Annotated in this window: 24 protein-coding genes; 11 read left to right on the plus strand and 13 right to left on the minus strand. The window is 61.4% G+C overall.

What is annotated here, in order from left to right:
• Positions 1 to 86 precede the first annotated feature (86 nt).
• The 5 genes from ftsZ to Q1A07_RS15110 all read left to right on the plus strand — a co-directional run bounded on the left by ftsZ (position 87) and on the right by Q1A07_RS15110 (position 7,298).
• Positions 87 to 1,700 carry a cell division protein FtsZ gene (gene ftsZ, locus Q1A07_RS15090; RefSeq protein WP_299782753.1) on the plus strand — a complete coding sequence of 538 codons (1,614 nt, stop codon included), beginning with the start codon at positions 87 to 89 and terminating at the stop codon, positions 1,698 to 1,700.
• A 207-nt stretch (positions 1,701 to 1,907) separates the two neighbouring features.
• The gene (gene lpxC, locus Q1A07_RS15095) at positions 1,908 to 2,831 is read left to right on the plus strand and encodes a UDP-3-O-acyl-N-acetylglucosamine deacetylase (protein ID WP_299782755.1); all 924 of its coding nucleotides are present in this window, start codon (positions 1,908 to 1,910) and stop codon (positions 2,829 to 2,831) included.
• Positions 2,832 to 3,003: 172 nt separating this feature from the next.
• Positions 3,004 to 3,873 carry an outer membrane protein assembly factor BamD gene (locus tag Q1A07_RS15100; RefSeq protein WP_299782757.1) on the plus strand — a complete coding sequence of 290 codons (870 nt, stop codon included), beginning with the start codon at positions 3,004 to 3,006 and terminating at the stop codon, positions 3,871 to 3,873.
• 29 nt (positions 3,874 to 3,902) lie between these two features.
• Entirely contained in the window at positions 3,903 to 5,552 is a 1,650-nt protein-coding gene (gene recN / locus Q1A07_RS15105) for a DNA repair protein RecN (protein WP_299782759.1), read from the plus strand.
• Positions 5,553 to 5,618: 66 nt separating this feature from the next.
• Positions 5,619 to 7,298 carry a chloride channel protein gene (locus Q1A07_RS15110; RefSeq protein ID WP_299782761.1) on the plus strand — a complete coding sequence of 560 codons (1,680 nt, stop codon included), beginning with the start codon at positions 5,619 to 5,621 and terminating at the stop codon, positions 7,296 to 7,298.
• Here Q1A07_RS15110 and Q1A07_RS15115 read toward each other — a convergent pair whose 3' ends face one another.
• The 6 genes from Q1A07_RS15115 to Q1A07_RS15140 form a co-directional block, all read right to left on the minus strand.
• The gene (locus Q1A07_RS15115) at positions 7,299 to 7,643 is read right to left on the minus strand and encodes a DUF427 domain-containing protein (RefSeq protein ID WP_299782763.1); all 345 of its coding nucleotides are present in this window, start codon (positions 7,641 to 7,643) and stop codon (positions 7,299 to 7,301) included.
• Between the two features lie 75 nt (positions 7,644 to 7,718).
• A complete protein-coding gene (locus Q1A07_RS15120) occupies positions 7,719 to 9,509 on the minus strand; it encodes an aminopeptidase P family protein (RefSeq protein ID WP_299782765.1) in 1,791 nt (596 codons plus the stop codon).
• Positions 9,510 to 9,557: 48 nt separating this feature from the next.
• The gene (cobT, locus tag Q1A07_RS15125; RefSeq protein ID WP_299782766.1) at positions 9,558 to 11,435 is read right to left on the minus strand and encodes a cobaltochelatase subunit CobT; all 1,878 of its coding nucleotides are present in this window, start codon (positions 11,433 to 11,435) and stop codon (positions 9,558 to 9,560) included.
• Complete coding sequence (locus Q1A07_RS15130; RefSeq protein WP_299782768.1) at positions 11,432 to 12,139, minus strand: aspartate/glutamate racemase family protein; 708 nt, start codon at positions 12,137 to 12,139, stop codon at positions 11,432 to 11,434. Before Q1A07_RS15130 ends, cobT begins: the two co-directional genes overlap by 4 nt.
• Positions 12,140 to 12,161: 22 nt before the next feature.
• A complete protein-coding gene (gene cobS, locus Q1A07_RS15135; protein WP_299782770.1) occupies positions 12,162 to 13,148 on the minus strand; it encodes a cobaltochelatase subunit CobS in 987 nt (328 codons plus the stop codon).
• Between the two features lie 124 nt (positions 13,149 to 13,272).
• Positions 13,273 to 13,899, minus strand: a complete 627-nt coding sequence (locus Q1A07_RS15140) for a J domain-containing protein (protein ID WP_299782772.1) — start codon at positions 13,897 to 13,899, stop codon at positions 13,273 to 13,275.
• A 74-nt stretch (positions 13,900 to 13,973) separates the two neighbouring features.
• On the opposite strand from Q1A07_RS15140, the gene Q1A07_RS15145 reads away from it, so the two are divergent.
• The gene (locus tag Q1A07_RS15145) at positions 13,974 to 14,231 is read left to right on the plus strand and encodes a BolA family transcriptional regulator (protein ID WP_299782774.1); all 258 of its coding nucleotides are present in this window, start codon (positions 13,974 to 13,976) and stop codon (positions 14,229 to 14,231) included.
• A gap of 9 nt (positions 14,232 to 14,240) precedes the next feature.
• On the opposite strand, the gene Q1A07_RS15150 is transcribed toward Q1A07_RS15145, so the two are convergent.
• From Q1A07_RS15150 to Q1A07_RS15165, 4 genes are all read right to left on the minus strand, one after another.
• Positions 14,241 to 14,699, minus strand: a complete 459-nt coding sequence (locus tag Q1A07_RS15150) for a DUF4177 domain-containing protein (protein ID WP_299782776.1) — start codon at positions 14,697 to 14,699, stop codon at positions 14,241 to 14,243.
• A 128-nt stretch (positions 14,700 to 14,827) separates the two neighbouring features.
• Positions 14,828 to 16,339 carry an Asp-tRNA(Asn)/Glu-tRNA(Gln) amidotransferase subunit GatB gene (gene gatB, locus Q1A07_RS15155; RefSeq protein ID WP_299782778.1) on the minus strand — a complete coding sequence of 504 codons (1,512 nt, stop codon included), beginning with the start codon at positions 16,337 to 16,339 and terminating at the stop codon, positions 14,828 to 14,830.
• Between the two features lie 86 nt (positions 16,340 to 16,425).
• A complete protein-coding gene (locus tag Q1A07_RS15160; RefSeq protein WP_299782780.1) occupies positions 16,426 to 16,911 on the minus strand; it encodes a hypothetical protein in 486 nt (161 codons plus the stop codon).
• A gap of 20 nt (positions 16,912 to 16,931) precedes the next feature.
• Complete coding sequence (locus tag Q1A07_RS15165) at positions 16,932 to 18,128, minus strand: hypothetical protein (RefSeq protein WP_299782781.1); 1,197 nt, start codon at positions 18,126 to 18,128, stop codon at positions 16,932 to 16,934.
• A 322-nt stretch (positions 18,129 to 18,450) separates the two neighbouring features.
• Here Q1A07_RS15165 and Q1A07_RS15170 point away from each other — a divergent pair, with 322 nt between their 5' ends.
• Positions 18,451 to 19,113, plus strand: a complete 663-nt coding sequence (locus Q1A07_RS15170; protein WP_299782783.1) for a transglycosylase SLT domain-containing protein — start codon at positions 18,451 to 18,453, stop codon at positions 19,111 to 19,113.
• A 1-nt stretch (position 19,114) separates the two neighbouring features.
• On the opposite strand, the gene Q1A07_RS15175 is transcribed toward Q1A07_RS15170, so the two are convergent.
• Genes Q1A07_RS15175 through pepN form a run of 3 tightly spaced genes read right to left on the minus strand, consistent with a single transcriptional unit; the run spans position 19,115 to position 22,835 of the window.
• Positions 19,115 to 19,582, minus strand: a complete 468-nt coding sequence (locus tag Q1A07_RS15175) for a hypothetical protein (RefSeq protein WP_299782785.1) — start codon at positions 19,580 to 19,582, stop codon at positions 19,115 to 19,117.
• A complete protein-coding gene (locus tag Q1A07_RS15180) occupies positions 19,542 to 20,282 on the minus strand; it encodes an SDR family oxidoreductase (RefSeq protein WP_299782787.1) in 741 nt (246 codons plus the stop codon). The genes Q1A07_RS15175 and Q1A07_RS15180 overlap by 41 nt, the downstream gene beginning before the upstream one ends.
• 3 nt (positions 20,283 to 20,285) lie before the next feature.
• Entirely contained in the window at positions 20,286 to 22,835 is a 2,550-nt protein-coding gene (gene pepN, locus Q1A07_RS15185; RefSeq protein ID WP_299782789.1) for an aminopeptidase N, read from the minus strand.
• 101 nt (positions 22,836 to 22,936) lie between these two features.
• On the opposite strand from pepN, the gene Q1A07_RS15190 reads away from it, so the two are divergent.
• The 4 genes from Q1A07_RS15190 to Q1A07_RS15205 all read left to right on the plus strand — a co-directional run bounded on the left by Q1A07_RS15190 (position 22,937) and on the right by Q1A07_RS15205 (position 26,011).
• Entirely contained in the window at positions 22,937 to 23,107 is a 171-nt protein-coding gene (locus Q1A07_RS15190) for a hypothetical protein (protein ID WP_299782791.1), read from the plus strand.
• Between the two features lie 3 nt (positions 23,108 to 23,110).
• Positions 23,111 to 23,260, plus strand: coding sequence for a DUF2256 domain-containing protein (locus Q1A07_RS15195; RefSeq protein ID WP_299782793.1), 150 nt, complete (start codon positions 23,111 to 23,113; stop codon positions 23,258 to 23,260).
• A 97-nt stretch (positions 23,261 to 23,357) separates the two neighbouring features.
• Positions 23,358 to 25,499, plus strand: a complete 2,142-nt coding sequence (locus Q1A07_RS15200; protein ID WP_299782795.1) for a malate synthase G — start codon at positions 23,358 to 23,360, stop codon at positions 25,497 to 25,499.
• Positions 25,500 to 25,585: 86 nt separating this feature from the next.
• The gene (locus Q1A07_RS15205) at positions 25,586 to 26,011 is read left to right on the plus strand and encodes a heme-binding protein (RefSeq protein ID WP_299782797.1); all 426 of its coding nucleotides are present in this window, start codon (positions 25,586 to 25,588) and stop codon (positions 26,009 to 26,011) included.
• The last annotated feature ends 84 nt before the right edge of the window (positions 26,012 to 26,095 follow it).

A 26,095-nucleotide genomic window follows, 5' to 3' on the forward strand; every position in this document is an offset into this window, starting at 1 on the left:
CTTCGGCGCTCAAAGGGTAGTGTCAGCCCTGAATAGGCACCAAAAACACCCGTGAATGCGGGGCAGCAGCACAGGCGGATTGTATTATGACCCTTACTCTTTCGATGCCCGGACAGGCGGACCTCAGACCTCGTATTACCGTGTTTGGCGTGGGTGGTGCCGGTGGCAATGCGGTCAACAACATGATCGAGAAAGAGCTGGATGGCGTCGAGTTCGTCGTGGCCAACACCGATGCGCAGGCGCTGCAGCAAGCCAAATCCGACAATCGCGTGCAGTTGGGCATCAAGGTCACCGAAGGTTTGGGGGCCGGTGCGCGTGCTTCTGTCGGGGCTGCTGCCGCTGAAGAGAGCATCGAGCAGATCGTTGACCATCTTGCCGGTGCGCATATGTGTTTCATTACCGCCGGTATGGGCGGCGGCACCGGCACCGGAGCGGCACCGATCATCGCGCAGGCTGCGCGCGAATTGGGTGTGCTGACTGTTGGTGTTGTGACCAAGCCCTTCCAGTTCGAAGGCGCCAAGCGGATGCGCCAGGCCGAAGATGGCGTCGAAGCGCTGCAAAAGGTTGTCGATACGCTGATCATCATTCCGAACCAGAACCTCTTCCGTCTGGCGAATGAAAAAACCACCTTCACCGAAGCCTTCTCCATGGCGGATGACGTTCTGTATCAGGGCGTGAAGGGCGTGACCGACCTGATGGTGCGTCCGGGCCTGATCAACCTCGACTTTGCCGACGTGCGCGCCGTGATGGACGAGATGGGCAAGGCGATGATGGGCACGGGCGAGTCAGATGGCGAGGATCGCGCGGTTCAGGCGGCCGAGAAGGCAATTGCGAACCCGCTGCTGGACGAAATCAGCCTGCGCGGCGCAAAGGGTGTGCTGATCAACATTACCGGTGGTCACGACCTGACCCTCTTCGAACTGGACGAGGCAGCCAATCGCATCCGCGAAGAGGTGGACCCGGAGGCCAACATCATCGTCGGCTCCACGCTGGATACGGACATGGGCGGCCTGATGCGTGTGAGCGTTGTTGCCACCGGTATCGACGCAACGGATGTGAACACGGAAATTCCCGTGCCACGCCGGTCTTTGTCGCAGCCGCTGAAACCTGCCGTGGTTGCTGAAGAAGAAGCGCCCGCGCCAACAGCGGCGGTCATGGCCATGCCGGAGCCGCAGGAAAGTGTTGTAGCAGAGGCGGCGGAAGAGCCGATGCTGTTTGAGTCGCTCGAAGCAGAGCAGACGGCGGCTGAAGGCAGAGGCGAAGATATTTTTTCTCGCGATGACGACGATGATCTTCCGGCACCAGCCTATCAGCCTCAGGTCGCGGCTTTTGAGCCCAACCGCGTCGATACGCCAGCGGAACCAGAGGCCTTCGTTGCCCCGCGCGCACCGACACCCGGCACTCCGTCGCCCGAAGCAATGGCCCGTTTGCGCGCTGCGGCTCAGAAGGCGAGCCCACAGCAGGCACATCGCCCTGCGGAAGCGCCGGCTGCTGCACAGGAGGAGCGCCCTCGCTTCGGGATCAATTCGCTGATTAACCGGATGACGGGCCATGGTGAAGGCGGTGCACAGCCAGCCCCGCGTCAGCAGCCCCCGGTACAGCAGCGGACGGCAGAACCGGCCCCAATGCCGCAGGAGCAGGCCGATCCAGATCAGGAACGCATCGAAATTCCCGCGTTTTTGCGCCGTCAGGCCAACTGATCTCTTCACGAATTTGCAAAAACGGGTCGCTTCTTTGCGGCCCGTTTTCTTTTGTAATCAGCATCTTAACGTGGTGCAGGCGCCTTTGTGCCTAAATGTAACAGATGTGTTTCAGTCCGTTGCAAAGATTGAGTTGAGCCTCATAGGTTCAATCCATAGGTACGGGTTCAACAGGACCGGAGGGTCCGTGGGTTTTGTGGGGCTATTGTGCAGACTACGATCAAATCAGCGATCAGCTTTTCGGGCTGTGGCCTTCATACAGGTCACAAGGCGACGGTCACGATCAGACCGGCGACCGCAGAGCATGGCATCTGGTTTTCCCGCACAGACGTCGCCGTCGGGGATCGCCTGATCCCCGCACGCTGGGACGCCGTTCTGCGTTCCCCTCTCTGCACAAAGATTCAGAATGCAGCCGGTCTGCAGGTTTCTACTGTAGAACACATCATGGCGGCGCTCGCGGGTTGCGGCGTGCACAATGCGCTGGTTGAAATTGACGGTCCGGAAGTGCCGATCCTGGATGGTTCCGCCGTGCCCTTCGTGCGCGGCATCATGCAGCGCGGTCTGCGGACACTACCCGCACCGGTGCGGGCGCTGGAAGTTCTGAAAACTGTGACCGTAACTGATGGCGAAGCGTCTGCGACGCTGGCACCTGCGGACACGTTGCAAATCGACTTCGAGATTGATTTCGCCGATGCGGCAATCGGTCACCAGAAAAAGTCGCTGGTGATGAACAATGGCAGTTTCGCGCGCGAACTCTGCGATAGCCGCACCTTCTGCCGTCAGGCGGATGTGGACGCGATGCGCGCGAACGGTCTGGCGCTCGGTGGAGCACCAGGCGAGAACGCGGTTGTTTTCGATGGTGATCGTGTCTTGAGCCCGGGCGGATTGCGGCACAGGGATGAACCTGTACGCCACAAAATGCTGGATGCTTTGGGCGATTTGGCATTGGCCGGTGCACCACTGATCGGGCTGTATACCGGGGTGCGTGCAGGGCACTCTCTGACCAACACGTTGCTGCGCAACCTTTTCGCGACACCGGGCGCAGTGCGCATGGTGGTCTGCGACAAGACCGTGGCATCGCGCCTGCCGGGCTACGGCCTGATCTGGGACGAGATTCCAGCCGTCGCCTAACCCGATGACGCGCCTCTTCATTCCCGGTGGTGCCTTTTCTCAAGCAAGCTTTATAAGACGTGCGCGCACAAAGGGCGCAATGGGCGTTTTGCACAGGAAATTTCTGTGCTAGGACCTCTCAGAGTTCGCGCAAATTGCGTCGTGCGGGGGTACGGAATAAAGGTGGCAGAGCATGAGTAAGCTTGGGTCGCGAAAGCGGGTAATCACGGCACTGCTGGTGGCGGCAACGCTGGCGGCATGCGGCGGCAGGGACTCGGGGCGCTCGGGTGGTAACTTTTTCAACCCCGAAGAGATTCCGCTGGAGACCTATTCAGCAGAGCAGATTTTTGAACGCGGCGAGTTTGAATTGAACCGCAGCAGGCCTGATGATGCCGCCTTCTTCTTTTCCGAAATCGAAAGGCTTTATCCCTATTCCGACTGGGCCCGCCGCGCGCTGATCATGCAGGCGTTTTCCTATCATCGGGATCAGGACTACCCCAACAGCCGGTCTGCGGCGCAGCGGTTCATCGATTTCTACCCCGAGGACGACGATGCGGCTTATGCACAGTATCTTCTGGCGCTCAGCTACTATGACCAGATTGATGAGGTCGGGCGGGATCAGGGGCTGACGTTTCAGGCCCTGCAGTCGCTGCGCGAAGTGATCGAGCGTTACCCGGATAGCGACTATGCCCGCTCCGCAATCCTGAAATTCGACCTCGCCTTTGACCATCTGGCAGGTAAGGAAATGGAAATCGGGCGCTACTACCTGCGCCGGAATCACTATACGGCGGCGATAAATCGCTTCCGGGTGGTGGTTGAGGATTTCCAGACCACCACCCATACGCCCGAAGCTTTGCACCGGTTGGTGGAAGCCTATTTGTCGCTGGGGCTGACCGATGAAGCCCAGACGGCGGGCGCCATTCTGGGCTTCAACTACCGCTCCACCGACTGGTACGAGGACAGCTTTGCGCTGCTGACCGGGCAGGGGTTGACGCTGGAGGCCGCCGGAGACAGCTGGTTGCGGCAGGTGTATCGCCAGACGGTGAAGGGCGAATGGCTCTGATCCGACAGCCATGACAAGCGGGGCGATATATGCTGCGCGGGCTTGATATCTCCGACATGTTGATCATCGACCGGCTGGAACTGAGTTTCCAGCCGGGTCTGAACGTTCTGACCGGCGAAACCGGGGCGGGTAAGTCAATCCTCTTGGATTCCCTGGGCTTCGTACTGGGCTGGCGCGGCCGTGCCGATCTGGTCAGGCAGGGCGCGGCGCAGGGCGAGGTGACGGCCTGGTTCGATCTGCCTGACGGTCATCCTGCGCATGCGGTGCTCGAGGAGGCGGGATTGCCGGGGGGAGACGAGTTGATCCTGCGCCGGATCAATACCTCGGAGGGGCGCAAGACGGCCTGGGTCAATGACCGGCGCTGCTCGGGTGATGTGTTGCGGCAGCTCTCGGACACTTTGGTGGAACTGCATGGCCAGCATGACGATCGGGGGCTGCTGAACCCGCGGGGGCATCGACTGATCCTCGACAGTTTTGCCGGGCTGGAGGCGGCCATCACAAAATGTCGCGCGGCCTGGGCGGAGAAGGGCAAGGCAGCAAAGGCGCTGGCGGTAGCAGAAGCCGCCATGGCCGCAATCCGCGACGAAGAAGAGTTTTTGCGTCATGCAGTTGCCGAGCTGGATGCTCTGTCGCCCGAGCCGGGAGAAGAGGCCACGCTGGACGTGCGTCGCAGGACCATGCAGGGGGCCGAGAAAATCCGCAGCGATGTGATCCGCGCGCATGAAATCCTGGGCCAGCAGGGTGCGGAAGCGGCGCTCAGCGACGCGTTGCGGTGGCTGGATGGTGCTGCAGAGCAAGCGGAGGGAGCGTTGGAAGCCCCTATGGCATCGCTGTCCCGCGCCTTGGTGGAACTCGATGACGCGATGGGCGGGATTACCGCTGCTATTGACGGGCTGTCCTTTGATCCAACAGAGCTTGAGGACACCGAAGAACGGCTCTTTGCCATCCGGGCGCTGGCTCGCAAGCACGACGTCCTCCCCGATGATCTGGCCGGTTTTGCGGGAACCCTGCGGGACAAGCTTGCGGCCCTCGATGCCGGTGATGCCGATCTGGCGGCGCTGCGCCAACAATGCGAGGCAGCGGAAGCGCGCTATGCATCTGCTGCGGCAGGTCTGACCGAGGCGCGCCGCCGGGCGGCCAAAGAGCTGGACAAGGCCGTGAGCGCAGAGCTGGCCCCCCTCAAGATGGAACGTGCCGTCTTCGAGACGCAGATCTCCGAGGACACACCGGGACCCGAAGGCGCCGATGCCGTGGCCTTTACCGTGGCGACCAACCCCGGCGCGCCCTCCGGGCCGCTCAACAAGATCGCGTCAGGTGGAGAGCTCAGCCGGTTCCTGTTGGCGCTCAAGGTCTGTCTGACCAAGGGCCAAACTGGCTTGACGATGATCTTTGACGAAATCGACCGGGGTGTCGGCGGGGCCACGGCAGATGCCGTCGGGCGCAGACTGGCGGCTCTGGCCAGCGAGGGGCAGGTGCTGGTGGTGACGCATTCGCCGCAGGTCGCCGCCTTGGGCGCGCATCACTGGCGGGTGGAAAAACAGGTGTCGGGTGGCATGACAACCTCCACAGTGACGCCACTGCCGACGCCGGACCGGGTCGACGAAATTGCGCGCATGCTCTCCGGCGATACGATCACGGAAGAGGCACGTGGCGCTGCGCGTGCACTCCTCGCGGGATAGAGAGGTCAAGGGGCTTCCCCCCATCGGCGGCTTGGCCTAGACAGGATGTAGCCAGAGTACGAAGTGATGTCCAAGCGATCCATCTTATCCCAGCAGCTCGACGTAGCGCTGACCACCTGCCGGGATGGGTTGCGGTTGCTGCGTCACCGGGGCCCCAACCAAATCCAGTTCTGGTTCATCGCGCTGCTTATCGGGATCGCCGCGGGGTTTGCCGCGCTGTTTTTTCGCAAGGGCGTCAATGCCTTGCAAACCTATCTTTATGGGACCGAAGATGTCCGCCTGTTGCATAGTTTCGCGGAATCCCTGCCGTGGTATCTGGTGCTGATCATCCCGATTTGTGGCGGGTTGGTCGTGGGCGTGATCCTGCATGTTTTCACCAAGGACGGTCGGGCGCGGTCGGTGGCGGATGTGATCCACGGTGCCGCGATGCACAATGGCCGCGTGGAAACCCGCGCAGGCCTGGCCTCGGCACTGGCCTCGATGATCACGCTGGGGACTGGCGGCTCAACCGGGCGGGAAGGGCCGGTTGTCCACCTCGCTGCCGTGATCTCCACCTGGGTCAACCGGCGCATGCACGCGAATGGGATCACCGGGCGCGATCTTCTGGGATGTGCCGTGGCCGCGGCCGTGTCGGCCAGTTTCAACGCACCAATTGCCGGGGCGCTCTTTGCCCTTGAGGTGGTGCTGCGTCACTTTGCGGTGCACGCCTTTGCCCCCATCGTGATCGCCAGTGCAGCGGGGACGGTGATCAACCGGCTGGAATTTGGCGGGGTGACCGAATTCACCCTCACAACCGTGAACGAAGTGCAATTCTATCAGGAAATGCCGGCCTACCTGATCCTGGGCCTGGTTTGCGGGCTTGTCGCCGTGGCCTTGATGAAGGCGATTTTCTGGGCAGAGGATTTCGGCAACCGCCTGCAGGATCGGACGGGCTTGCCGCGCTGGCTGCGTCCTGCCGTCGCGGGTGCCATGCTTGGGACAATCGCTATTTGGTTCCCGCATATCATTGGCGTCGGGTATGAGACGACGTTCCTGGCCATGGACGGTCAACTGCTGCTGCACGAGGCCGTGATCTTCGCGGTTCTGAAGGCCGTCGCCGTGGCGATCACCATGGCCGGGCGCATGGGGGGCGGCATCTTCTCACCCTCACTGATGGTCGGCGCGCTCACGGGGTTGAGTTTCGGGCTGATCGCAACCAGCATTTTCCCCGATGTCTCAGGCTCCATATCCCTCTATGCGCTGGCAGGGACAGGCGCGGTTGCGGCAGCCGTCCTGGGTGCCCCTATCTCGACGACATTGATCGTCTTCGAGCTGACCGGGGACTGGCAGACCGGGCTCGCCGTGATGGTGGCCGTTTCGATGTCCACCGCGCTGGCTTCGCGCCTCGTTGACCGTAGTTTCTTTCTGACGCAGCTTGAGCGCCGGGGCATTCATCTGGCTGCGGGACCGCAAGCCTACCTGTTGGCGATGTTCCGGGTCGGCACGGTCATGCGCCCGATGGATGACGAACGGGCCGCCAGCGAAGATGCCTGCTGGGAAATGATCGGCGATGGGGTCTACATCGATACCAACGCCACGCTGGAATCCGCCATGCCCATTTTCGAGACTGGCGTGCGGTTCATCCCCGTGGTCACACTGAGCGCGGATGCGTCACCCCCTGAGTTACAAGGGGCGTTATTCCACGTGGATGCGCTGAAGGTCTACAATCGCGCTCTGGCGGCCACGGCGGCGGAAGAGCACTCCTGATCAGATCTGCTCTACCGTCACATCTCCATTTGCATAAAATGCAAGGTGATCCTTGATCCGCGCCACCCCGTCCTTGGGTTGCTCATAGGACCAGGCGACATCCGTCAGCGTCGTGCTCTTGGTCACCACGGAATAGTAGCTGGCATCGCCTTTGTGCGGGCAATGGGTGGATTTCTCTGTTCGGTCCAGAAAGGCCATTGCGATATCGCCACGCGGGAAATAGATCACCGGCGGGTAGTCGCCCTCGACCAGTTCCAGCGCCTCAGTGCTTTCCCCCAGCACGGCACCGCCAGCGCGCACGCTCCACGTGCCTTCCGCCTTCCGTATGGTGATATGATCTGCCATGGCCAGCGTCTCCCCCTCTTGACGTCAAACTCTATCCGCGCCGCCTGTAACAGGACGATGACGCCGCAACGGGCGTCAGATGGGCGCAGTTGCGGCATCCAACCACGTTTTCGCAGCGGGCGATAGGCGGGGCCCGATTTTTTCTGAAACCTCAGCGTGATAGGCATTGAGCCAGTCGCGCTCGGCCACAGTCAACCGGTCAGCGACGATCAGGCGCCGGTCGATCGGCGCAAAGGTCAGCGTGCGCCAGTTCAGCATCTTGCGGTGATTGTCGCCGCCGGGTTTGTCCGGCGCCTCCTGGGCCACGATCAGGTTTTCAATGCGGATGCCGAATGCGCCCTCCCGGTAGTATCCGGGCTCATTGGACAGGATCATTCCGGCCTCAATGGGCACATGGCTCACCCGGCTGAGGCGCTGCGGTCCTTCATGCACGCTGAGATAAGCGCCAACGCCATGGCCCAGCCCATGGTCGAAATCCTGCCCCGCCAGCCAAAGCGGCATCCGCCCGATGGCCTCGATGTCGCGCCCGGCGAGCCCTATAGGCCAGCGCAGGCGGCTCATCGCGATCATGCCCTGCAATACGCGGGTGAAAGCCTCGCAGGCCTCCTCAGGCGGGGCACCAATGGCGATGGTACGCGTGATATCCGTGGTGCCGTCCAGATATTGCCCGCCGCTGTCCAGCACGATCAGCTGACCGTCTTCGAGAAGGCTGTCGGTCTCTTCGGTCACGCGGTAATGCATAATCGCGCCATTGGGCCCGGTGCCCGCGATGGTCTCGAAACTGATATCCTGCAGCGCGTTGTCCGTGCGGCGCAAGCCTTCCAGCTTGGTCACCACCTGAGTTTCACGCAGGCTGCCCACAGGTTGCGCGTCAAGCCAGGCCAGCAGTTCCACCACGGCCGCGCCGTCGCGCAGGTGGGCGGCAGCGGCGCCCTCGATCTCGGCATCATTCTTGCGCGCCTTGGGCAGGGCGCAGGGGTCCCCGTCAAAGACCGCGCGGTCTCCCAGAATTTCCGCCAGCGCAAAGGGCAGGGTGCCGCGATCCACGCGGATCTGCCCGTCGAGCGCATCCACCGCCGCCGTCAGATCGCCTGGCGTGTGCTGCGTCACATCCGGGCCCAGATGATCGCGCACATCCGTGAGCTTCTCTGCCGCCATGAACAAATCCACCGCGCCGGTATCGTGCAGGATGGCAAAGCCCTGCGCCACCGGGTTGCGTGGAATATCCGACCCACGAACATTGAGCAGCCAGCACAGCGAATCCGGCAGCGTGATCACCGCCGCCTTGTGCCCATCCGCGCGAAGCTCTTCGGACAGCCGGGCGCGCTTCTGATCATGGCTCTCCCCGGCAAACTCAAGCGGATGCACCTTGACCGCGCCCAAAGGCGCCTCGGGCTGATCCGACCAGATGCGATCGACGAGATTGTCGCAGGCCCGCATCTCCACGCCGGTATCCTGAAGCGCCTTGCGCAGGGTCTCGATCTGCCCGGCGCTATGCAACCAGGGGTCAAACCCGACCACACCCCCCTCTGGCAGCTGCTCCGGCAACCACGCTCCCAGCGACGTCTCGGGCCAGGGCACCGGCGTGAATACCTCCGCCACCTGCGCCTTGACCTGCGTCCGGTAGCGCCCATCAATGAAAACCCCGGCCACCTCCGCCAGTGCCGCGCAAAATCCGGCAGACCCTGTGAACCCGGTCAACCAGGCCAGCCGCTCATCACGCGCAGCTACGTATTCGCCCTGATGCGCATCTGCGCGCGGCACCAAAAACCCATCGAGCCCTTCGCCCGCGATCATCTCCCTCAGGGCCTTCAGCCGGGGCGGCCCTTGCTCGGGCCGTGCGGTGACTTCAAAGCTCTGAAACATGGATGCCCTTTCATTGTTCCGATCAATATGCCCCCCGGAGGGCCGGGATCAGCTTGCGCGCTTTATCCCCATGACACGCGCCCGCGCTCGGGGATCGCTGTCAAAAAGGGCCGCCAACTGCTCGGTCATGGCACCCGCCAGCTGATCCACATCGGTGATCGTCACGGCACGGTCATAGTACCGCGTCACGTCATGCCCGATCCCGATGGCCAGCAATTCGACCGCCCGGCGTTTCTCCACCATGGCAATCACATCGCGCAGGTGTTTCTCCAGATAATTCGCAGGGTTCACCGACAGGGTGCTGTCATCCACAGGCGCCCCGTCCGAGATCACCATCAGTATCTTGCGCGCCTCGTGCCGCATCAACATCCGTCGGTGCGCCCATTCCAGCGCCTCACCGTCGATATTCTCCTTCAACAGCCCCTCTTTCATCATCAGCCCCAGATTGGGCCGGGTCCGCCGCCACGGCGCGTCTGCGGATTTATAGATGATGTGGCGCAAATCGTTGAGCCGCCCCGGTTGCTGTGGGCGTCCGTCGTTGAGCCAGGCCTCGCGCGCCTGTCCGCCTTTCCACGCCCGTGTGGTAAAGCCGAGGATTTCAACTTTCACGTTGCAGCGCTCCAGCGTGCGCGCCAGCACATCGGCACAGATTGCGGCAATCGAAATCGGTCGCCCCCGCATGGAACCGGAATTGTCCAGCAGCAGGGTCACAACCGTATCCCGGAACTCGGTGTCCTTCTCGACCTTGAAGGAAAGCGGCGTCGTCGGGTTGGCCACCACCCGCGCCAACCGCCCGGCATCCAGCATGCCTTCTTCCAGATCGAACTCCCAGGACCGGTTCTGTTGCGCCTGCAGACGGCGCTGCAGCTTGTTGGCCAACCGGCTCACGGCGCCTTTCAAAGGCTCAAGCTGCTGATCAAGGTAAGCCCGCAGCCGCTCCAGCTCGACGGGCTCGGCAAGCTCTTCGGCACCGATCTCTTCATCATGATCGTTCAGGTATACAAGGTAATTCGGGTCTGCGTCCGAGGCAGGGGGCGGGGCTGGCGGCTCCATCGGAGCCTCCCCTTCCGGCATTTCCGCCTCATCGCCCATTTCCTGATCGGCCATGTCATCCATGGAAACCTGGGCCTGGCTGGCGTCCTGCTGCTCTTCCTGGCTCTGCTCGGGCGACCCCTCCGCTTCCTCTTCGTCCTGATCGTCCTGTCCGGTGCTGTCAGGCTCGCTGTCGTCTTCGGAACCTTCTTCAGCCTCGTCTTCCTGATCCTCGTCGATCTGGTCGGGATCGTCACCCAGCTGATCGCCATACCCCAGATCGGAAATCATCTGGCGGGCAAATTTCGCAAAGGCCGACTGGTCGCTCAGCGTCTCATCGAGATTATCCAGCGTCCCGCCGCATTGATCCTCGATGAACCCGCGCCAAAGCTCCATCACGTTCTGCGCGCCCGCCGGCAGGTCACGGCCCGTCGCAAGATGACGGATCAGATATCCCGCCGCCGTTGCCAGTGGCGCATCCGCCGCCTGCGTGACCTGATCATAACCCTTGCGCATCGCCTCATGGGCGATCTTGGCATCGATATTGCCCGCCGTCCCCGGCATATCGCGCGCGCCCATCGCCTCGCAGCGGGCGGTCTCCATCGCTTCGTACAGATCGCGCGCCATGTCGCCCTGCGGCTGATACTTCGCATGGGTCTGACCGTTGTGATACCGCCGGTTCAGCGCCAGCGCATCCGCTGTGCCCCGCGCCAGCATCACCTCGTCCCGCGTCATCCGGCGGCTGACCTGCGGCAGGCGCATGGCATCGCCCGACAGGCCCGCGGGGTCCACGGAATAGGACACCGTCAACTCCGGGTCATGCGCCATCACCTTGGTCGCCTCGGACAGCGCTTTCTTGAACGCGTCTGCCGGATTGTCTGACGGTTTGCTCATCCTTGGGTGCCTCCCGTTGGGTGCGGCAGGGCCGCCTTGCCCGTGGCCAGATCGGCCAGGAGCGCAACATGCACATCCAGCGCATCAATCACTTTATACCCCGGATCGTGCCCGTCAAATGCCAGGTTCAAATCCGTCCCGGCCAGAACCACGGCATCGGCACCCTGGTCCGCAACCATCCGGCGTCCGGCCTCGAAGAAGAGCGCGCGATCCTCTTCGGCGCAGTCGCCGCGCACGGCCATGTTCCGGTAAGCGGTGCCGACCTCTTCCATGTTGCCGTCGGGCGCCACGGCATGTGTCTGGTTCAACTGCCCGTAGAGCCTTGTGCGCATGACGACCTCGGTGCCCAAAAGCCCAATCGTCTTGACACCTTGCTCCGCAAAATACGCATCAAGAGGGGCCACGCCGCTGATCAGAGGCAGGGACGAGAGCGCTTCGGTCTCGGCGAAACAGAAATGCCCGCCCAAAGAGGTGATCGCCGCGCAATCGGCTCCCGCTGCCTTCAACCGATCAATCAGAACCGCATAGGCCTGTGCCTGTTCCTGCCGCAGATCGGCAAGGTTGTTGCGGACCAATTCATCCACATCCGCATGCACAATCGTCAGCTCCAGCCGATGCCCCCTAGATCGCACAAGAGAGGTCAGCCGCTGATAATAAACGACGGTCGCGGCGGGGCCGATGCCTCCGATCAGCCCCAGGTGCATGGTTCTGATCCCCGCATGCAGATCACCCCAGACTGACGCTGGCCGCGCTCTCCGGCAGCTCCTCATCAAAGAGACGCTGGTAGAATTCCGCGACGGTTTGTCGCTCCAGCTCGTCACATTTGTTGAGAAAGCTCAGACGGAACGCATAGCCGACATTGCGGAAAATCTCAGCGTTCTGCGCCCAAGCAATCACCGTCCGCGGCGACATTACGGTCGACAGATCGCCGTTCATGAAGGCGGTGCGCGTCAGGTCCGCCACGGTGACCATCTGCTTGACGATCTTGCGGCCCTTCTCGGTGTTGTAGTGCGGGTTCTTCGACAGAACGATGGCGGTTTCGGCATCGATGCTGAGGTAGTTCAGCGTGGCGACCAGCGACCAGCGGTCCATCTGACCCTGGTTGATCTGCTGGGTGCCGTGATAGAGGCCGGTGGTGTCGCCGAGGCCCACGGTGTTGGCGGTTGCAAAGATGCGGAAGTATGGGTGCGGCGTGATCACCTGATTCTGGTCGAGCAGCGTCAGCTTGCCGTCCACCTCCAGCACCCGCTGGATCACGAACATCACATCCGCCCGGCCCGCATCATATTCGTCAAAGACAATTGCCGTGGGGTTTCGCAGGGCCCAAGGCAGGATACCTTCCTGAAAATCAGTGACTTGCTTGCCGTCTTTCAACTTGATCGCATCCTTGCCGATCAGGTCAATCCGGCTGATGTGACTATCGAGGTTCACGCGCACGGCGGGCCAGTTGAGGCGCGCGGCCACCTGTTCGATATGCGTGGACTTGCCCGTGCCGTGGTAACCCTGGATCATCACGCGGCGGTTGTGCGCAAAACCTGCCAGAATCGCGAGCGTCGTGTCGGGGTCGAACTTATATGTCGTGTCCAGATCAGGCACACGGTCGCTGCGGTCTGCAAAGCCTTTGACGACCATATCCGTATCAATGCCAAAGACGTCGCGGACGTGGATCTCTTCGGTGGGCTTTGTGTTGATGTCCAGTGCGCCGTCGGCCATGAGGTCATACCCCTTTACAAAAATGCGAAAAGCGGGCCGCGCAGGCCCGGATCATCTGGTGCAACATATATTGCGCAGGTGCAAGGGGAAGGGGCGGTCCAGTTGGGCGAAAGTGATGGTGCCATCAATCCTTGAAGTTGCGGCTGCCCTTGATCTGATCCCAGGCCCAGACAACTTCCTGAAGCTGTTCTTCCTGGCTGCGGTCACCGCCATTCATATCCGGGTGCAACACCTTGATCAGCGCCTTGTAAGCCTTGCGCACTTCCGGCTTGGTCCAGGTGTCCTTGGCCTCAAGAATCTCCAGCGCGCGCCGTTCGGTGGGCGGCAGGCGGCGGCCCGCCTGTGCGCCGCGTCCCGGGTTTTGCGTGGCATTCGCGCCCAGCACCTGATGCGGGTCTTCGATGCCCAGACGCGCCCAGGCGCGTGCCTCCGGGTCGCCCATCGGTTTTGTATTCCGTTCCCAAACCTTGTCCTTTGACATCTGGGCGTTGAGCTCGGCCTCGGTGGTGCCGTCAAAGAAGTTCCACTTCAGATTGTACTCACGCACATGGGCCTGACAGAACCAGAAGAAGTCATCCAGAACATCGGGTGCTTTTGGCGCGCGATACTTGCCCGGCTCGTTGCATCCCTCGTGATCGCAGACGCGTGTCGACGTCTCCGAGGCACCGGACATGCCACGCCGACCACGTGGGTTTTTCTTCTTGGAAGAAGAGACGGACATATCGAATCCAAAGGGATCTTGTTTTGGCATATTGGCACCTATACGAGTCGAGGCCGCTTAGTTTAGACTGCACACGGAAAGAGTGAAGGGGTCTGGGCAAAAAAATGTCGAAACGACAAGAGATTGAAGATCGGTTGCGTGAAGCTTTTGCGCCCCACATGTTGGAAGTTGTCGATGACAGCGAGAGCCACCGCGGCCACGCAGGGTATCCGGAGGGTGGTGAAAGCCATTTTAACGTGGCGATCCGGGCAGATCAGTTCAAGGGCATGACCCGGGTGGCGCGCCATCGGGCGATTCATGCAGCGCTCGGGCCACAGCTTATCTCGGAAATCCACGCCCTGGCGATTGACGCAGACGTTTAAGGTCGCCGGTCAGCTATCTGATTTTTCTTCTTTTCTGACGGCTGCCAGTTTTTTCAGCGAGCTGGTCATACCAGAGACTTCACTGGCCTCCTCAACGCCATTGTCGCTGAGCATCCGGCTGGCGCCTGCGCTTTGAGAGGCGTCGTCTTCCGGTGTCTGGGGCGTGGCGAGCGGCGGTTCCGCGCGTTCTGCCGCGACTGGCACAATGATGCTGGCGGGGTCGGGCAAAGCTTCGTCCAGCGGTTTGCGGAAGACCAGGACATTGCGCCAGTTCGTGGTGGTCGAGGCCAGCCCGGAGCGTTCGACAGAGGGCAGGGTTTCGGCACGCTGATATTCCCAGCCCTCGGCGGCCATCTGGTTCATGACGTCTTCCAGCGCATGGGAAAACCGGTCCTCTGGAGACTTGATCCCCTTTGCCTTCACGCCCCGGTTAGGGGCGCTGATCACCCGGTACTGATACTGTGGCATTTGGCCGGTCTCCCGCATTGTGATCTGTTTTATAGCAAGTCGGTCCGGCGCCGCCAATTGAATGTCGGCGGGCGCCCATTTGGTCACTGATTTTTAGTGGTACCGCGTCGCGTTTGCGCAGGTCGCGATCAGCCCTTCAGTTTCTGCGCCACCAGTTGGTTCACGGCTTTGGGATTGGCCTTACCGCCCGTGGCCTTCATCACCTGTCCCACGAACCAGCCCGCGAGCTTGGGGTTTTCCTGTGCCTTGGCAACCTGGTCTGGGTTGGCCGCGATGATCTCATCCACGGCGGCTTCGATGGCACCGGTATCGGTCACCTGCTTCATGCCGCGCGCCTCGACGATCTCTGCCGGGTCGCCCCCTTCGGTGTAGACGATTTCAAAGAGGTCCTTGGCAATCTTGCCGGAAATCGCGTCAGACGCGATGAGGTCGATGACCCCCCCAAGCTGCGCTGGGGAGACAGGGCTGTCGGTGATGTCGGTGTCGTCTTTCTTGAGGCGACCAAAAAGCTCGTTGATCACCCAGTTCGCCGCCATCTTGCCGTCACGGCCTGCAGCTACGGCTTCGAAGTAACCTGCGGAGTCGAGATCGGCAGTCAGTACTGACGCGTCATAATCCGACAGACCGAAATCGCTGATAAATCGCGCCTTCTTGGCGTCCGGCAGTTCCGGCAGATTTGCGCCGATCTCATCAACCCAGGCTTGTTCGATCACCAGGGGCAGTAAATCGGGGTCCGGGAAGTACCGGTAGTCATGCGCCTCTTCCTTGGACCGCATGGAGCGCGTTTCGTTCTTGTCCGGATCATAGAGTCGGGTTTCCTGATCCACGGTGCCACCCGCTTCGACAATCGCGATCTGGCGGCGTGCCTCTACGTCGATTGCCTGCTGGATGAAGCGCATGGAGTTCATGTTCTTGATCTCGCAGCGGGTGCCCAGATGGCTGAAATCCTGTGTCGCCTGATATTTTTCATACTGGCCCGGACGGCAGATCGATACGTTCACATCCGCACGCATTGCGCCTGATTGCATGTCACCGTTGCAGGTGCCGAGATAGCGCAGGATCTGGCGCAGCTTGCTTAAGTAGGCGGCGGCCTCTTCGGGGCCGCGAATGTCAGGGCGGCTGACGATCTCCATCAGCGCAACGCCGGTCCGATTGAGGTCCACAAAGGACATATTCGGGTCCATGTCGTGGATGGATTTGCCTGCGTCCTGTTCGAGATGGATGCGTTCGACGCGGACCAGCCGCGCGGTACCGTCACCCATTTCCACCAGCACTTCCCCTTCGCCCACGATGGGGTGATAGAGTTGCGAAATCTGATAGCCCTGCGGCAGGTCGGGGTAGAAATAGTTCTTGCGATCGAAGGCGCTCTCCAGATGGATTTCCGCTTTCAGCCCCAGCCCGGTGCGCACCGCCTGTTCGACGCAGTATTCATTGATCGTGGGCAGCATGCCCGGCATGGCCGCGTCGACGAAGGACACATTGCTGTTGGGCTCCGCGCCGAACCTGGTGGAGGCTGCGGAAAAGAGTTTCGCCTTGGACGTGACCTGCGCATGCACCTCCATGCCGATGACCAGCTCCCAGTCGTGTTTCGCGCCGGAAATGACTTTGGGTTTGGGGGTGTCGTAGGTCAGATCCAGCATCGTGGTCCCTCATGCGGCAGGTCTCGGTGTGGAACCGGGTTTAGGCCAGCATGCGCAGTGCTGCAAGCCCCCGTCGCGGGTGTCCATCAATGGGTGCTTGGGAGATCGCGCCAGCGCAGTTGCACGGTATCTCCCGCGCTGTCTGGCAGGGCGTCGGCTGGCACCATGCGGGCTTCGCTGGTAAAGTTATCCTTGATCCGTACGACAATCAGACAACAAAACGGGAGCGACATATCAACACTGACGACATCGTGGGGTCCGTGTGGTGCGATGGTGATCAGTTGAGCAGGTTTGCAGTCATCGTGACAACGAACCGGTCCTCGCGTCGGCAAATCAAAGGCGATGGCGACGTGCAGGCGGGCGATGCCCTCGTATATCGGCAGATGCTCGCCCGTTAGCTCGAAATAGGCGCGGGCAGACTGTAGCAGGCGCATGTACAATGTGTGCAGCCGGGCCGCAGGGTCATCGGAGGGCGCGGTGCACGTATCTCCATGCGGCGGCGTGCCCTTGCGATGCCAGTCAATCCAGTCTCCACTGTCCCAGTGGGTGGCGTCTGCGGGTATCGTGCCCATGATGCTTCCTTTCGACGGGTTCAGGTTGGTTCGGTCACGGGACCGTTGGCGGTGAAAATGATGCGTTTGCCCTGCGCGATCTCCCGGCGAAAGAGATCGGCGATGATGCGCAGAGCTTCGGCTTGGCCTGCCGCCGCGAAGCCACGCGGGGAATGCACCCGCAGATTGTTGTCGAAGCCGGTCGCGGCGTGGGCCCATATCAGCGGATGCAATTCGGTCATATGCGTGCGCACGATCCAATCGGCACAGGCCGCGATTTGTGATCGCGCCTGATCGGCGGGATCGTAGCCGCTGAAATTGCTGCCGACGGTATTGGCGCAATAGGCGGCGAGCAGGTTGACGGTGTATTGATGTGGCTTGCGATCCAGGATGTCGTGCAGCCCTTCAACGAAAAACTCGAGATCCAGTTCCGCGCAGGCTGTGTCATCCCCTGAGAGAGCGTCAAACATAACCCAGGTGTAAGCCCCTGCGCCCCAGGTCGCCTGGGTACGGGCCGCAGTCCGCCGGGCTTCAAGCTCAAGCCGGGCATGGGTGCCGAACCAGCGTGGGCTGAGGTAGTTGCCAAGCGCCCGCATTGGGCCAGGGTTGCCCGGATCAAGATCAATCAATGTTTCGTAGTCGCGGGCCAGATCATCCGGCGTGCCGCGCCCGGCACCATGCAGCGCACATTTTGCGGCGGCCAGAACAGGCGAGAATATCTCTCGCATATCGAACGGCATAAGGATGTCACGTGCACGGTCGAAATGCGCATTAAAGGCCTCGCGGTTGCGATGCGGTATCTGGCTGTCCCATCCCGTGCCACGCCACGCCCATGCGATGTCCATATGCGCCTGGGCCACGATAGTGGCTAGGGTCACGTCATTCTCAGCGTCCGAGAGCATCAGCTCCAACGCTTCGATCCCGCTCAACAACGGGGCGCCGCGCGCAGGCCGTCCATCGAAGAGGGCATGCTCCACCGCGAGCACAACATCCGAGCGCGCGCCATAGCTCAGTAGATCGGCAACCGGCATGCCGCCCGGCGTGGCCCGCCGCACGGTTTCGGCGAGGCGAATGCCCTCGGCCAATTCCATCCATCGATCCTGACGTGCGAGAAACTGGCCGCGCAACTGATGCGTGTCGCGGGCATTCTCTTCTTCGGTCGGATTCGGACAGGCGATCATGAGAGCACTTTCCGGGCGGGTAGGTCTTTGCAGGCCCGCATGGATCGGCCTGTCCATACTCTGTTCAGCAGGGGTAGGCGCAGATCGACGCAAATGGGCCAAGGCAGTTTTGGCGTAACGGTGCAGCAGCGACATTTAAAACTTCCAACTTGGTACGCTGTGAAGGATGCCGGTTGTTTGGGGCTGAAACATGGCACCGGCACGGAGATATCTCGTTGATTGCGCCGGGACGCAGAGACAATGAAGTGCGGTTGTTTATCATTTGGTAACGATGATTTTGTCTGGTTTCACGCGGGGGTTGAGCGGATTTGTGACTGCGCTGTTTGATGCACGGCAGAGGTGCTTGCACCTTGGGCCAGTCTCGTCGCATAGAGGCTGAATGAAGATGATCCTGACCTTTGTTGCGGGCCTGATGTGCCTGCCGACGAGCCCGGTCTTTGCACAAGCTACCCAGGCGGCAGAGGCGCGTGAACCACTGCCAAGTATGCGGTGGAGCCACATGGAAAACCACACCCTGTGGAACGCGGCGGCCCTGCGCGCATTGCAAAGTCATGGCCAGGCGCTGGTGAATATGGTGCCTGCGGATATCGCCGACTGGTGTCCTTATTATGAAGTGGCAGGTACCGCTGGGCGCGAGGCTTTCTGGGTAGGGTTCATGTCCGCGCTTGCGAAACATGAAAGCACCTACAAACCCTGGGCCGTCGGGGGCGATGGCAAGTGGTATGGGTTGTTGCAGATCGCCCCGGCGACTGCACGTGGCTACGAATGCCGCGCTGGCAGCGGTGAGGCGTTGAAGGATGGCGGTGACAACCTCAGCTGCGCCATCCGCATCATGGCGGTTACGGTACCGCGTGACGGGGTGATTGCGGGCCGGGATACCAAATGGCGCGGCGTGGCAGCGGATTGGGGTCCGATGCGGGTGCCGTCCAAACGCCGCGACATCGCCGCCTGGGTCAAGGAGCAGCCCTATTGCGCGGCGCCGCCAACACCGGTCCGGGCCGCGCGCAGCAGGCCCCGTCAAACCCACGGGGAAGATCGCTAGATCAGCCGATCAGCGAAAAATGATGCCGTTCGGTTCGGATGCCAAACGCCTGCAGGGCGTCCTCGAAACGCTGGTGAGGTGGCGTGCATTCATAAGGCAGACGGATTTTGCGCCCCGAGGTCAGCACCGCCGTTGCCCGGACCGAAAAATCGAGACGGGTGTCGAGCCTCATGTGATCCACCTCCGACCAGCTTAGTGCAGCCTCTCGCCTGCCGGTGGACCAGTAGATGCCCTCCGTGTCCATGGTCAGCCCGGCGGCGGGGTTGGCGTAAAGCTCCCAGAGCGCGGGCAGTGTAAAAAGCGCCACGATCCCCATCAGCCAGGGCGCGGCCTCGACCCAGAGGATGGCGAGCAGCAAGACCGTCCAGACGCCAAGAACCGCCCAGAGCGTTGCCCGATTGCGGCCCTGACGTTGATAGCTGAACGGCTCAGCGGCCACCCGTGACGTCCAGCGTCGATCCGGTGACATAGCTGGCCTCATCCGTGAGCAGCCAGACGGCTGCCTGCGCCACTTCTTCGGCGGAGCCCTTGCGCTTCATTGGCACCATATGCGCCAGCCGGTCCGCACGGCCCGGTTCGCCGCCCTTGGCGTGCAATTCCGTTTCGATCAACCCGGGACGGATCGCCATGACGCGGATGTTGTCCGCTGCAACTTCGTCGGACAAGCCCTTGGTAAAGCAGTCAATTGCGGCCTTGGAGGCCGCGTAGTCCACATATTGGTTACCCGACCCCAGACGTGCGGCGGCGGAGGAGATGTTGACGATCACACCGCCGTCGCCCTGCGCCTGCATCCGCAGCACCGCCTCCTTGGCGACCAGCATCGCGCCGATCACATTGATGTCGAACATCCGTCTCAGCCGGGCGTGATCCATATCGGTCAGCTTGGCGGTTTGATCGACCACACCGGCGTTGTTGATCAGCGCGTCGAGACGACCGAATTCGGCATCAACCTTGGTATAGACATCCGCGATGGCCTCGGGGTCCGACACATCGCCGGGGCACAGGATGACCTTTGCGCCTGCCGCACGGCACTCTGCGGAGACGGCTTCGGCCCCGGTGGTATCGGTGCGGAAGTTCAGTGCCAGATCATAACCTTTTTGGGCCGCGATACGCGCGCAGGCGGCACCAATGCCGGCAGAGCCGCCGGTAATGAGCAGGACAGGTTTCATAGGTCAGGATCCTCGAATTCGGGTCAGCATTTCGGTGGTGTCGCGGGAGAGGTCGGGCAGGGCCAGAATATGATCAAGTTCGGTCGCAATCAGCGCCTGACGGTCGGCATCATAGCGTTTCCACGTCTGGAAGGCGGAACACATGCGCGCGGTCGTCTGCGGGTTCAGCGGATCCAGTTTGATCAACCAGTCCGCCAGCAGCCGGTAACCAGCGCCACTGGCATGGTGGAACCCGGCGTGATGTGTGGCAAGCGCGCCCAGAACAGCGCGGAACCGATTGGGGTTTTTCCAGTTGAAATCCGCGTGACCGGTCAGCGCTGCGGCGGTCGATGCCACGGCGTCCGGTTCGGCCTGCATCACCTGCAGACCGAACCATTTGTCCATCACCAGCCTGTCGTCTTTCCATTGAGCTTCAAAGGATTGAAGGGCGCTCTTGCCAGCTTTTTGGCGCAGCAGCACGGCAAGGCCCGCAAGCTGCTGGGTCATATTGTCAGCGGCATCGAATTGCCCCTGCGCGCGTTCGGGACCCTCCAGACGGCCAAGCAGCGAGAGCGTGGCATTGGCGAGGCTGCGGCGGCCCGATTGTGCGGCACTGGGCGCGTAGCTCTCCGTGACCTGATGGTCGGCGTAGAGCCCTGGCAAGAGATCGGCGAGGTGCTGCGCAAGCGTGTCCCGCATCGCCTCGGAGGCCGCCCAGATTGCGGCCGGGTCCGGGGTCTCGCCTGCATCGTGCAGCGCCGTCGCAAGATCGGATTGGCTGGGCAGGCTCAGCATCAGCGCGCGATAGGCCGGGTCAAGCTCTGCTTCCCCAAGGACCGCCCGAATGCCATCGAGGTATTTGTGATCGGGGGTGCTGTCCTCGCGGATCATCGCCAGCAGGCTGGCCCTTGCCAATCCGCGCCCGGCCTCCCATCGGTTGAATGGGTCGGTGTCATGGGCCAGCAGGAAGGCCGCGTGATCATCCGACAGCTCACTTTCCAGCACCACCGGCGCGGAAAATCCGCGCAGAACCGATGGGATAGGCCGTTCCGGCAGCCCTTCGAAGGTGAAGGATTGCGTCGCCTCCGTCAGCTCCAGCACCTGACTGGGCACCAGTTCCTCGCCCGATGGCGACAGCAGTCCGGTCACGATCGGGATCACCTGCGGCTGCGGGTCGGGCGTGGTTGCCGATGGTTTAAGAGTTTGCGTGAAGGTCAGGATGTAATTTCCCGCATACCAAGCATCTTTTACGGTCACACGCGGCGTGCCAGCCTGGCTGTACCAGCGTTTGAACTGGGTTAGATCGCGCCCGGTGGCATCCTCGAACACCTGTAACCAGTCTTCGATGGTACAGGCCTGACCGTCGTGGCGGTCGAAGTAGAGATCAAGCGCCTTGGCGTAGGCATCAGCGCCCACCAGCCGGCGCAGCATGCCGATGACCTCGGCGCCTTTTTCATAAACCGTTGCCGTATAGAAATTGTTGATCTCCTGAAAGCTCTCAGGCCGGACGGGATGCGACAGCGGACCCTGATCCTCCGGAAACTGCCGTCCGCGCAAATCAATCACGTCTGATATGCGTTTCACCGCAGCAGAGCGCATGTCGGAGGTGAACTGGCTGTCGCGGAAGACGGTCAGCCCCTCCTTGAGGCAGAGCTGGAACCAGTCGCGGCAGGTGATGCGGTTGCCGGTCCAGTTGTGGAAGTATTCGTGCGCGATGATTGCCTCGATCCGCTCGAAATTTCCATCCGTGGAGGTCTCGGGTGAGGCCAGCACGGCGGCGGAGTTGAAGATGTTCAGCCCCTTGTTCTCCATCGCGCCCATGTTGAAATCGTCCACGGCCACGATGTTGAAGATGTCCAGATCGTATTCGCGCCCGTAGACGTCCTCATCCCACTTCATCGAATCCTTGAGCGCCTGCATGCCGAAGGCGCATTTGCCCTCATCCCCGGGACGGACGTAGAGATTGAGATGCACGGTGCGCCCAGATTGCGTGGTAAAGGTGCCGGGGTGCGCCACCAGTTCACCAGCAACGAGAGCAAAGAGATAGGCGGGTTTGGGCCAGGGATCGTGCCATTCGGCGTGACCGTCGGACGCGCTGACCGGATTGCCATTGCTCAGCAGCACCGGATGCGGGCCGTTTATGGTAACAGTGAAGACACTCATCACGTCCGGGCGATCGGGGTAGTAGGTGATCTTGCGGAACCCTTCGGCCTCGCATTGCGTGCAATACATGCCATTCGACATGTAGAGCCCTTCGAGGGCAAGGTTGTTCTGCGGGTCGATCTCCACCTCGGCTTCCCAGGTGAAAGGTGCATCCGGAACGGCGCAGGTCAGACCTTCGTCACTCAGTTCCGGCGTAACAGACGCCCCGTCTATCTTGGCAGATATCAGTTTCAACTTTTCACCGTGCAGGAACATGCGGCCCCCGGCGTCCGGCTTTGGCACAAAGGCAATGCGGCTTTTCACGCGGGTTGCGGTCGGATGCAGGTCAAAGGTCAGGGAAACGGAGGTGACCTCAAGCCCGAATGGCTTGTAGTCGCTCAGATAGATGGTTTGCGGGGCGGCGTCTGGCATGGGTCACTTCATCTTTCATGGAACGGAACAGACAGCGCAGACGTTAGGAGGATGAGAAGCAAGTCGCAAGTCGGCTTGCACAGCCGTGAAAAGGAGAGACCATGTCCGCGCCTGACACAAACATCGAACGCCAGAAGAAACGCCATAAACCGGCCATTTGGGGCCTGTGGGGTGGGCTGTTTCTGGCGGTGATCGTGATTGCCATCTTCGTTTGGCTGATGAGTGGAGACGAGGTCGCTGCCGCTGTTGAAGCGCTGCATCTGGTCATCTGAGTTATGCGCCGCAAAGGGGATCTGCCGCAAAAGATTTGCGTGGTCTGCGGGCAGCCCTTTGCGTGGCGCAAGAAGTGGGAAAAGGTCTGGGCAGAGGTCCGCTATTGCTCTGAACGGTGTCGCCGCGACCGGTCTCGCAGCGCAGGCCGCTGATTGGTAAAATAACATTACCAACTTTGTTGCCTATCGGAAACATTCCTCTTACACCTTCCGGCATAAGCCAGAATGTCGAGAGCGAGGAGTGTAACGCATGACCGGTTTTCAGCAAAAGGGTGACCTGAGTGTCGCCGATACACTTGTCGCATTTCTCGAGGAGCGGGCATTGCCCGGCACCGGTGTTAATGCGGCAGCATTCTGGTCAGGGTTTTCCGACCTCGTACACGAGACGGCGCCCGGGAATCGCAAGCTGTTGACCCTCCGCGAAGAAATTCAGGCCAAAATCGATGCATGGCATATAGAGCGGCGTGGCAGCCCGCATGACCATGAGGCCTATTGCGCCTTCCTGCGCGAGATTGGCTATCTGGTTGAAGAAGGGGACGCTTTCGAGATCGACACGGCACATGTCGATGACGAGATCGCCCATGTGCCCGGGCCGCAGCTGGTCGTGCCGATCACCAACGCACGCTATGCGCTCAACGCGGCAAACGCCCGGTGGGGCAGCTTGTATGACGGGTTTTATGGCACCGATGCCATGGGCAGTGCTGCGCCGAAAGGCGGCTATGATCAGGGCCGCGGTGCGCGGGTCGTTGCCCGAGCCCGCGTTTTCCTGGATGAAGCCTTCCCGGTTGAGAAAACCAGCCACGCCGATGCGCGGCGCTACTATATTCACAATGGCGCTTTGCTGATTGACGATCAGCAGTTGATGCAGCCCGAGAAATTCATCGGCTACACCGGCCACCCGAAGGCACCGGACAGTGTGGTTCTGCGGAACAACGGCCTGCATGTGGTGCTGGTCTTTGACCGGACACATGCGATCGGCAGCCGGGATCAGGCGGGGCTTGCGGATGTGCAGATGGAGAGCGCGGTCTCCGCGATCATGGATTGTGAGGATTCAGTCGCCTGTGTCGATGCCGAGGATAAGGTCGTTGCCTATGCCAATTGGCTGGGTCTGATGAAGGGCGATCTGCAGGACACCTTCGAGAAAGGTGGCCAGCAGGTGATCCGCGCGCTGAACCCGGACCGGGTCTTTACCGGGCCGGATGGGGCGGAGGTCACGCTCAAGGGGCGCGCGTTGATGCTGGTGCGCAACGTTGGCCACCTGATGACGAACCCGGCCATTCTGGACAAGGACGGTAATGAGGTTTTCGAGGGCGTGATGGATGCGATGATCACCACGCTGATCGCGATGCATGATCTGCAAAGGGATGGGGGGAATTCGCTGAAGGGCTCGGTCTATGTGGTCAAACCCAAGATGCATGGGCCCGAAGAAGTGGCCTTTGCCGACCGGACGTTTGCGCGGGTTGAGAAGATTCTGGGGCTGTCGCAATACACGGTGAAGCTAGGGATCATGGATGAGGAGCGGCGCACCTCCGTCAATCTCAAGGAATGCATCCGGGCGGCGAAATCGCGGGTGGCGTTTATCAACACCGGGTTTCTTGATCGGACGGGTGACGAAATCCACACCTCGATGGAGGCGGGACCGTTCAGCCGCAAGGATTTCATCAAGCGCAAGGCCTGGATCGGCGCCTATGAGAACCAGAACGTGGATATCGGTCTGGAATGCGGCCTCTCGGGACGGGCGCAGATCGGCAAGGGCATGTGGGCGATGCCCGACCTGATGGCTGCGATGCTGGAGCAGAAGATCGAACACCCCAAATCCGGTGCCAACTGCGCCTGGGTCCCGAGCCCGACGGCTGCGACCCTGCATGCGCTGCACTATCACAAGGTCGATGTCTTTGCGGTGCAGGAAAAGCTGAAGGCGGGCGGGCGGCGCGCTTATGTGGATACGGTGCTGAACATCCCGCTCGCTGAATACCAGAAGTGGAGCGACGATCAGAAGACCCGCGAAGTGGAGAATAACGCGCAGGGCATTCTGGGCTATGTCGTGCGTTGGGTCGACCAGGGCGTGGGCTGTTCCAAGGTGCCGGACATGAACGATGTGGGCCTGATGGAAGACCGCGCCACCTGCCGGATTTCGGCGCAGCATATTGCCAACTGGCTGCACCACGGTGTTGTGGATGCCCAGCAGGTGATGGCGGTGATGCGCAAGATGGCCGCTGTGGTGGACGGGCAGAATGCGGATGATCCGCTCTACCGTCCGATGGCACCGGGTTTTGACGGGATCGCTTTCCAGGCGGCGTGTGATCTGGTGTTCAAGGGGCGTGTTCAGCCGTCAGGCTATACGGAGCCGGTCCTACATGCGCGACGTCTGGAATTGAAAGCCAGCGGGTGACACCGGCGCGGATCACGGGGCTGTCCGGCACTTTGCCGGCGCCGCACCAGAGCATACTTTTAGGAACAATGAAACGAGGAGGTGTCATGACCATCAGCCTTAGAAAAGCCCGTACCATCGTCCACAAGACTTTTGAGAAGGGGCGCGAACTGGACTTGAAACCGCTGTCCGTGGTGGTGCTGGATGCCGGTGGCCATGTGCAGGCGTTCGAGCGTGAGGATGGCGCCGCACCCGGGCGGTTCGAGATTGCCTTTGGCAAGGCCTACGGGTCCGTCATGTTGGGTATTCCGGGCTCGGCGCAAATGGCGCGGGCGGAACAACAGGCCTATTTCATGACCTGTGTGAACGGCGCCTATGGCGGCAAGGTTATCCCGGTCCCGGGAGGTATCCTGTTGCGCGACAAGAAGGGCGTGGTGATTGGTGCGGTTGGCGTGACAGGTGACACATCGGACAACGATGTGATTGCGGGGCTTGCGGGGATCGAGGCCGCGGGGCTGAGTGCCGAAAGTTGAGGCATTTTGCAATTCTGCACAGGTTTCTGCGCGGTCATGGACTGTTAACCTGCGCCATGCAAAGCTATATCTGCGGGAAGTGAA

Source organism: uncultured Roseobacter sp. (assembly GCF_947492555.1).
In the GTDB taxonomy this organism is placed as follows: Bacteria; Pseudomonadota; Alphaproteobacteria; order Rhodobacterales; family Rhodobacteraceae; genus Roseobacter.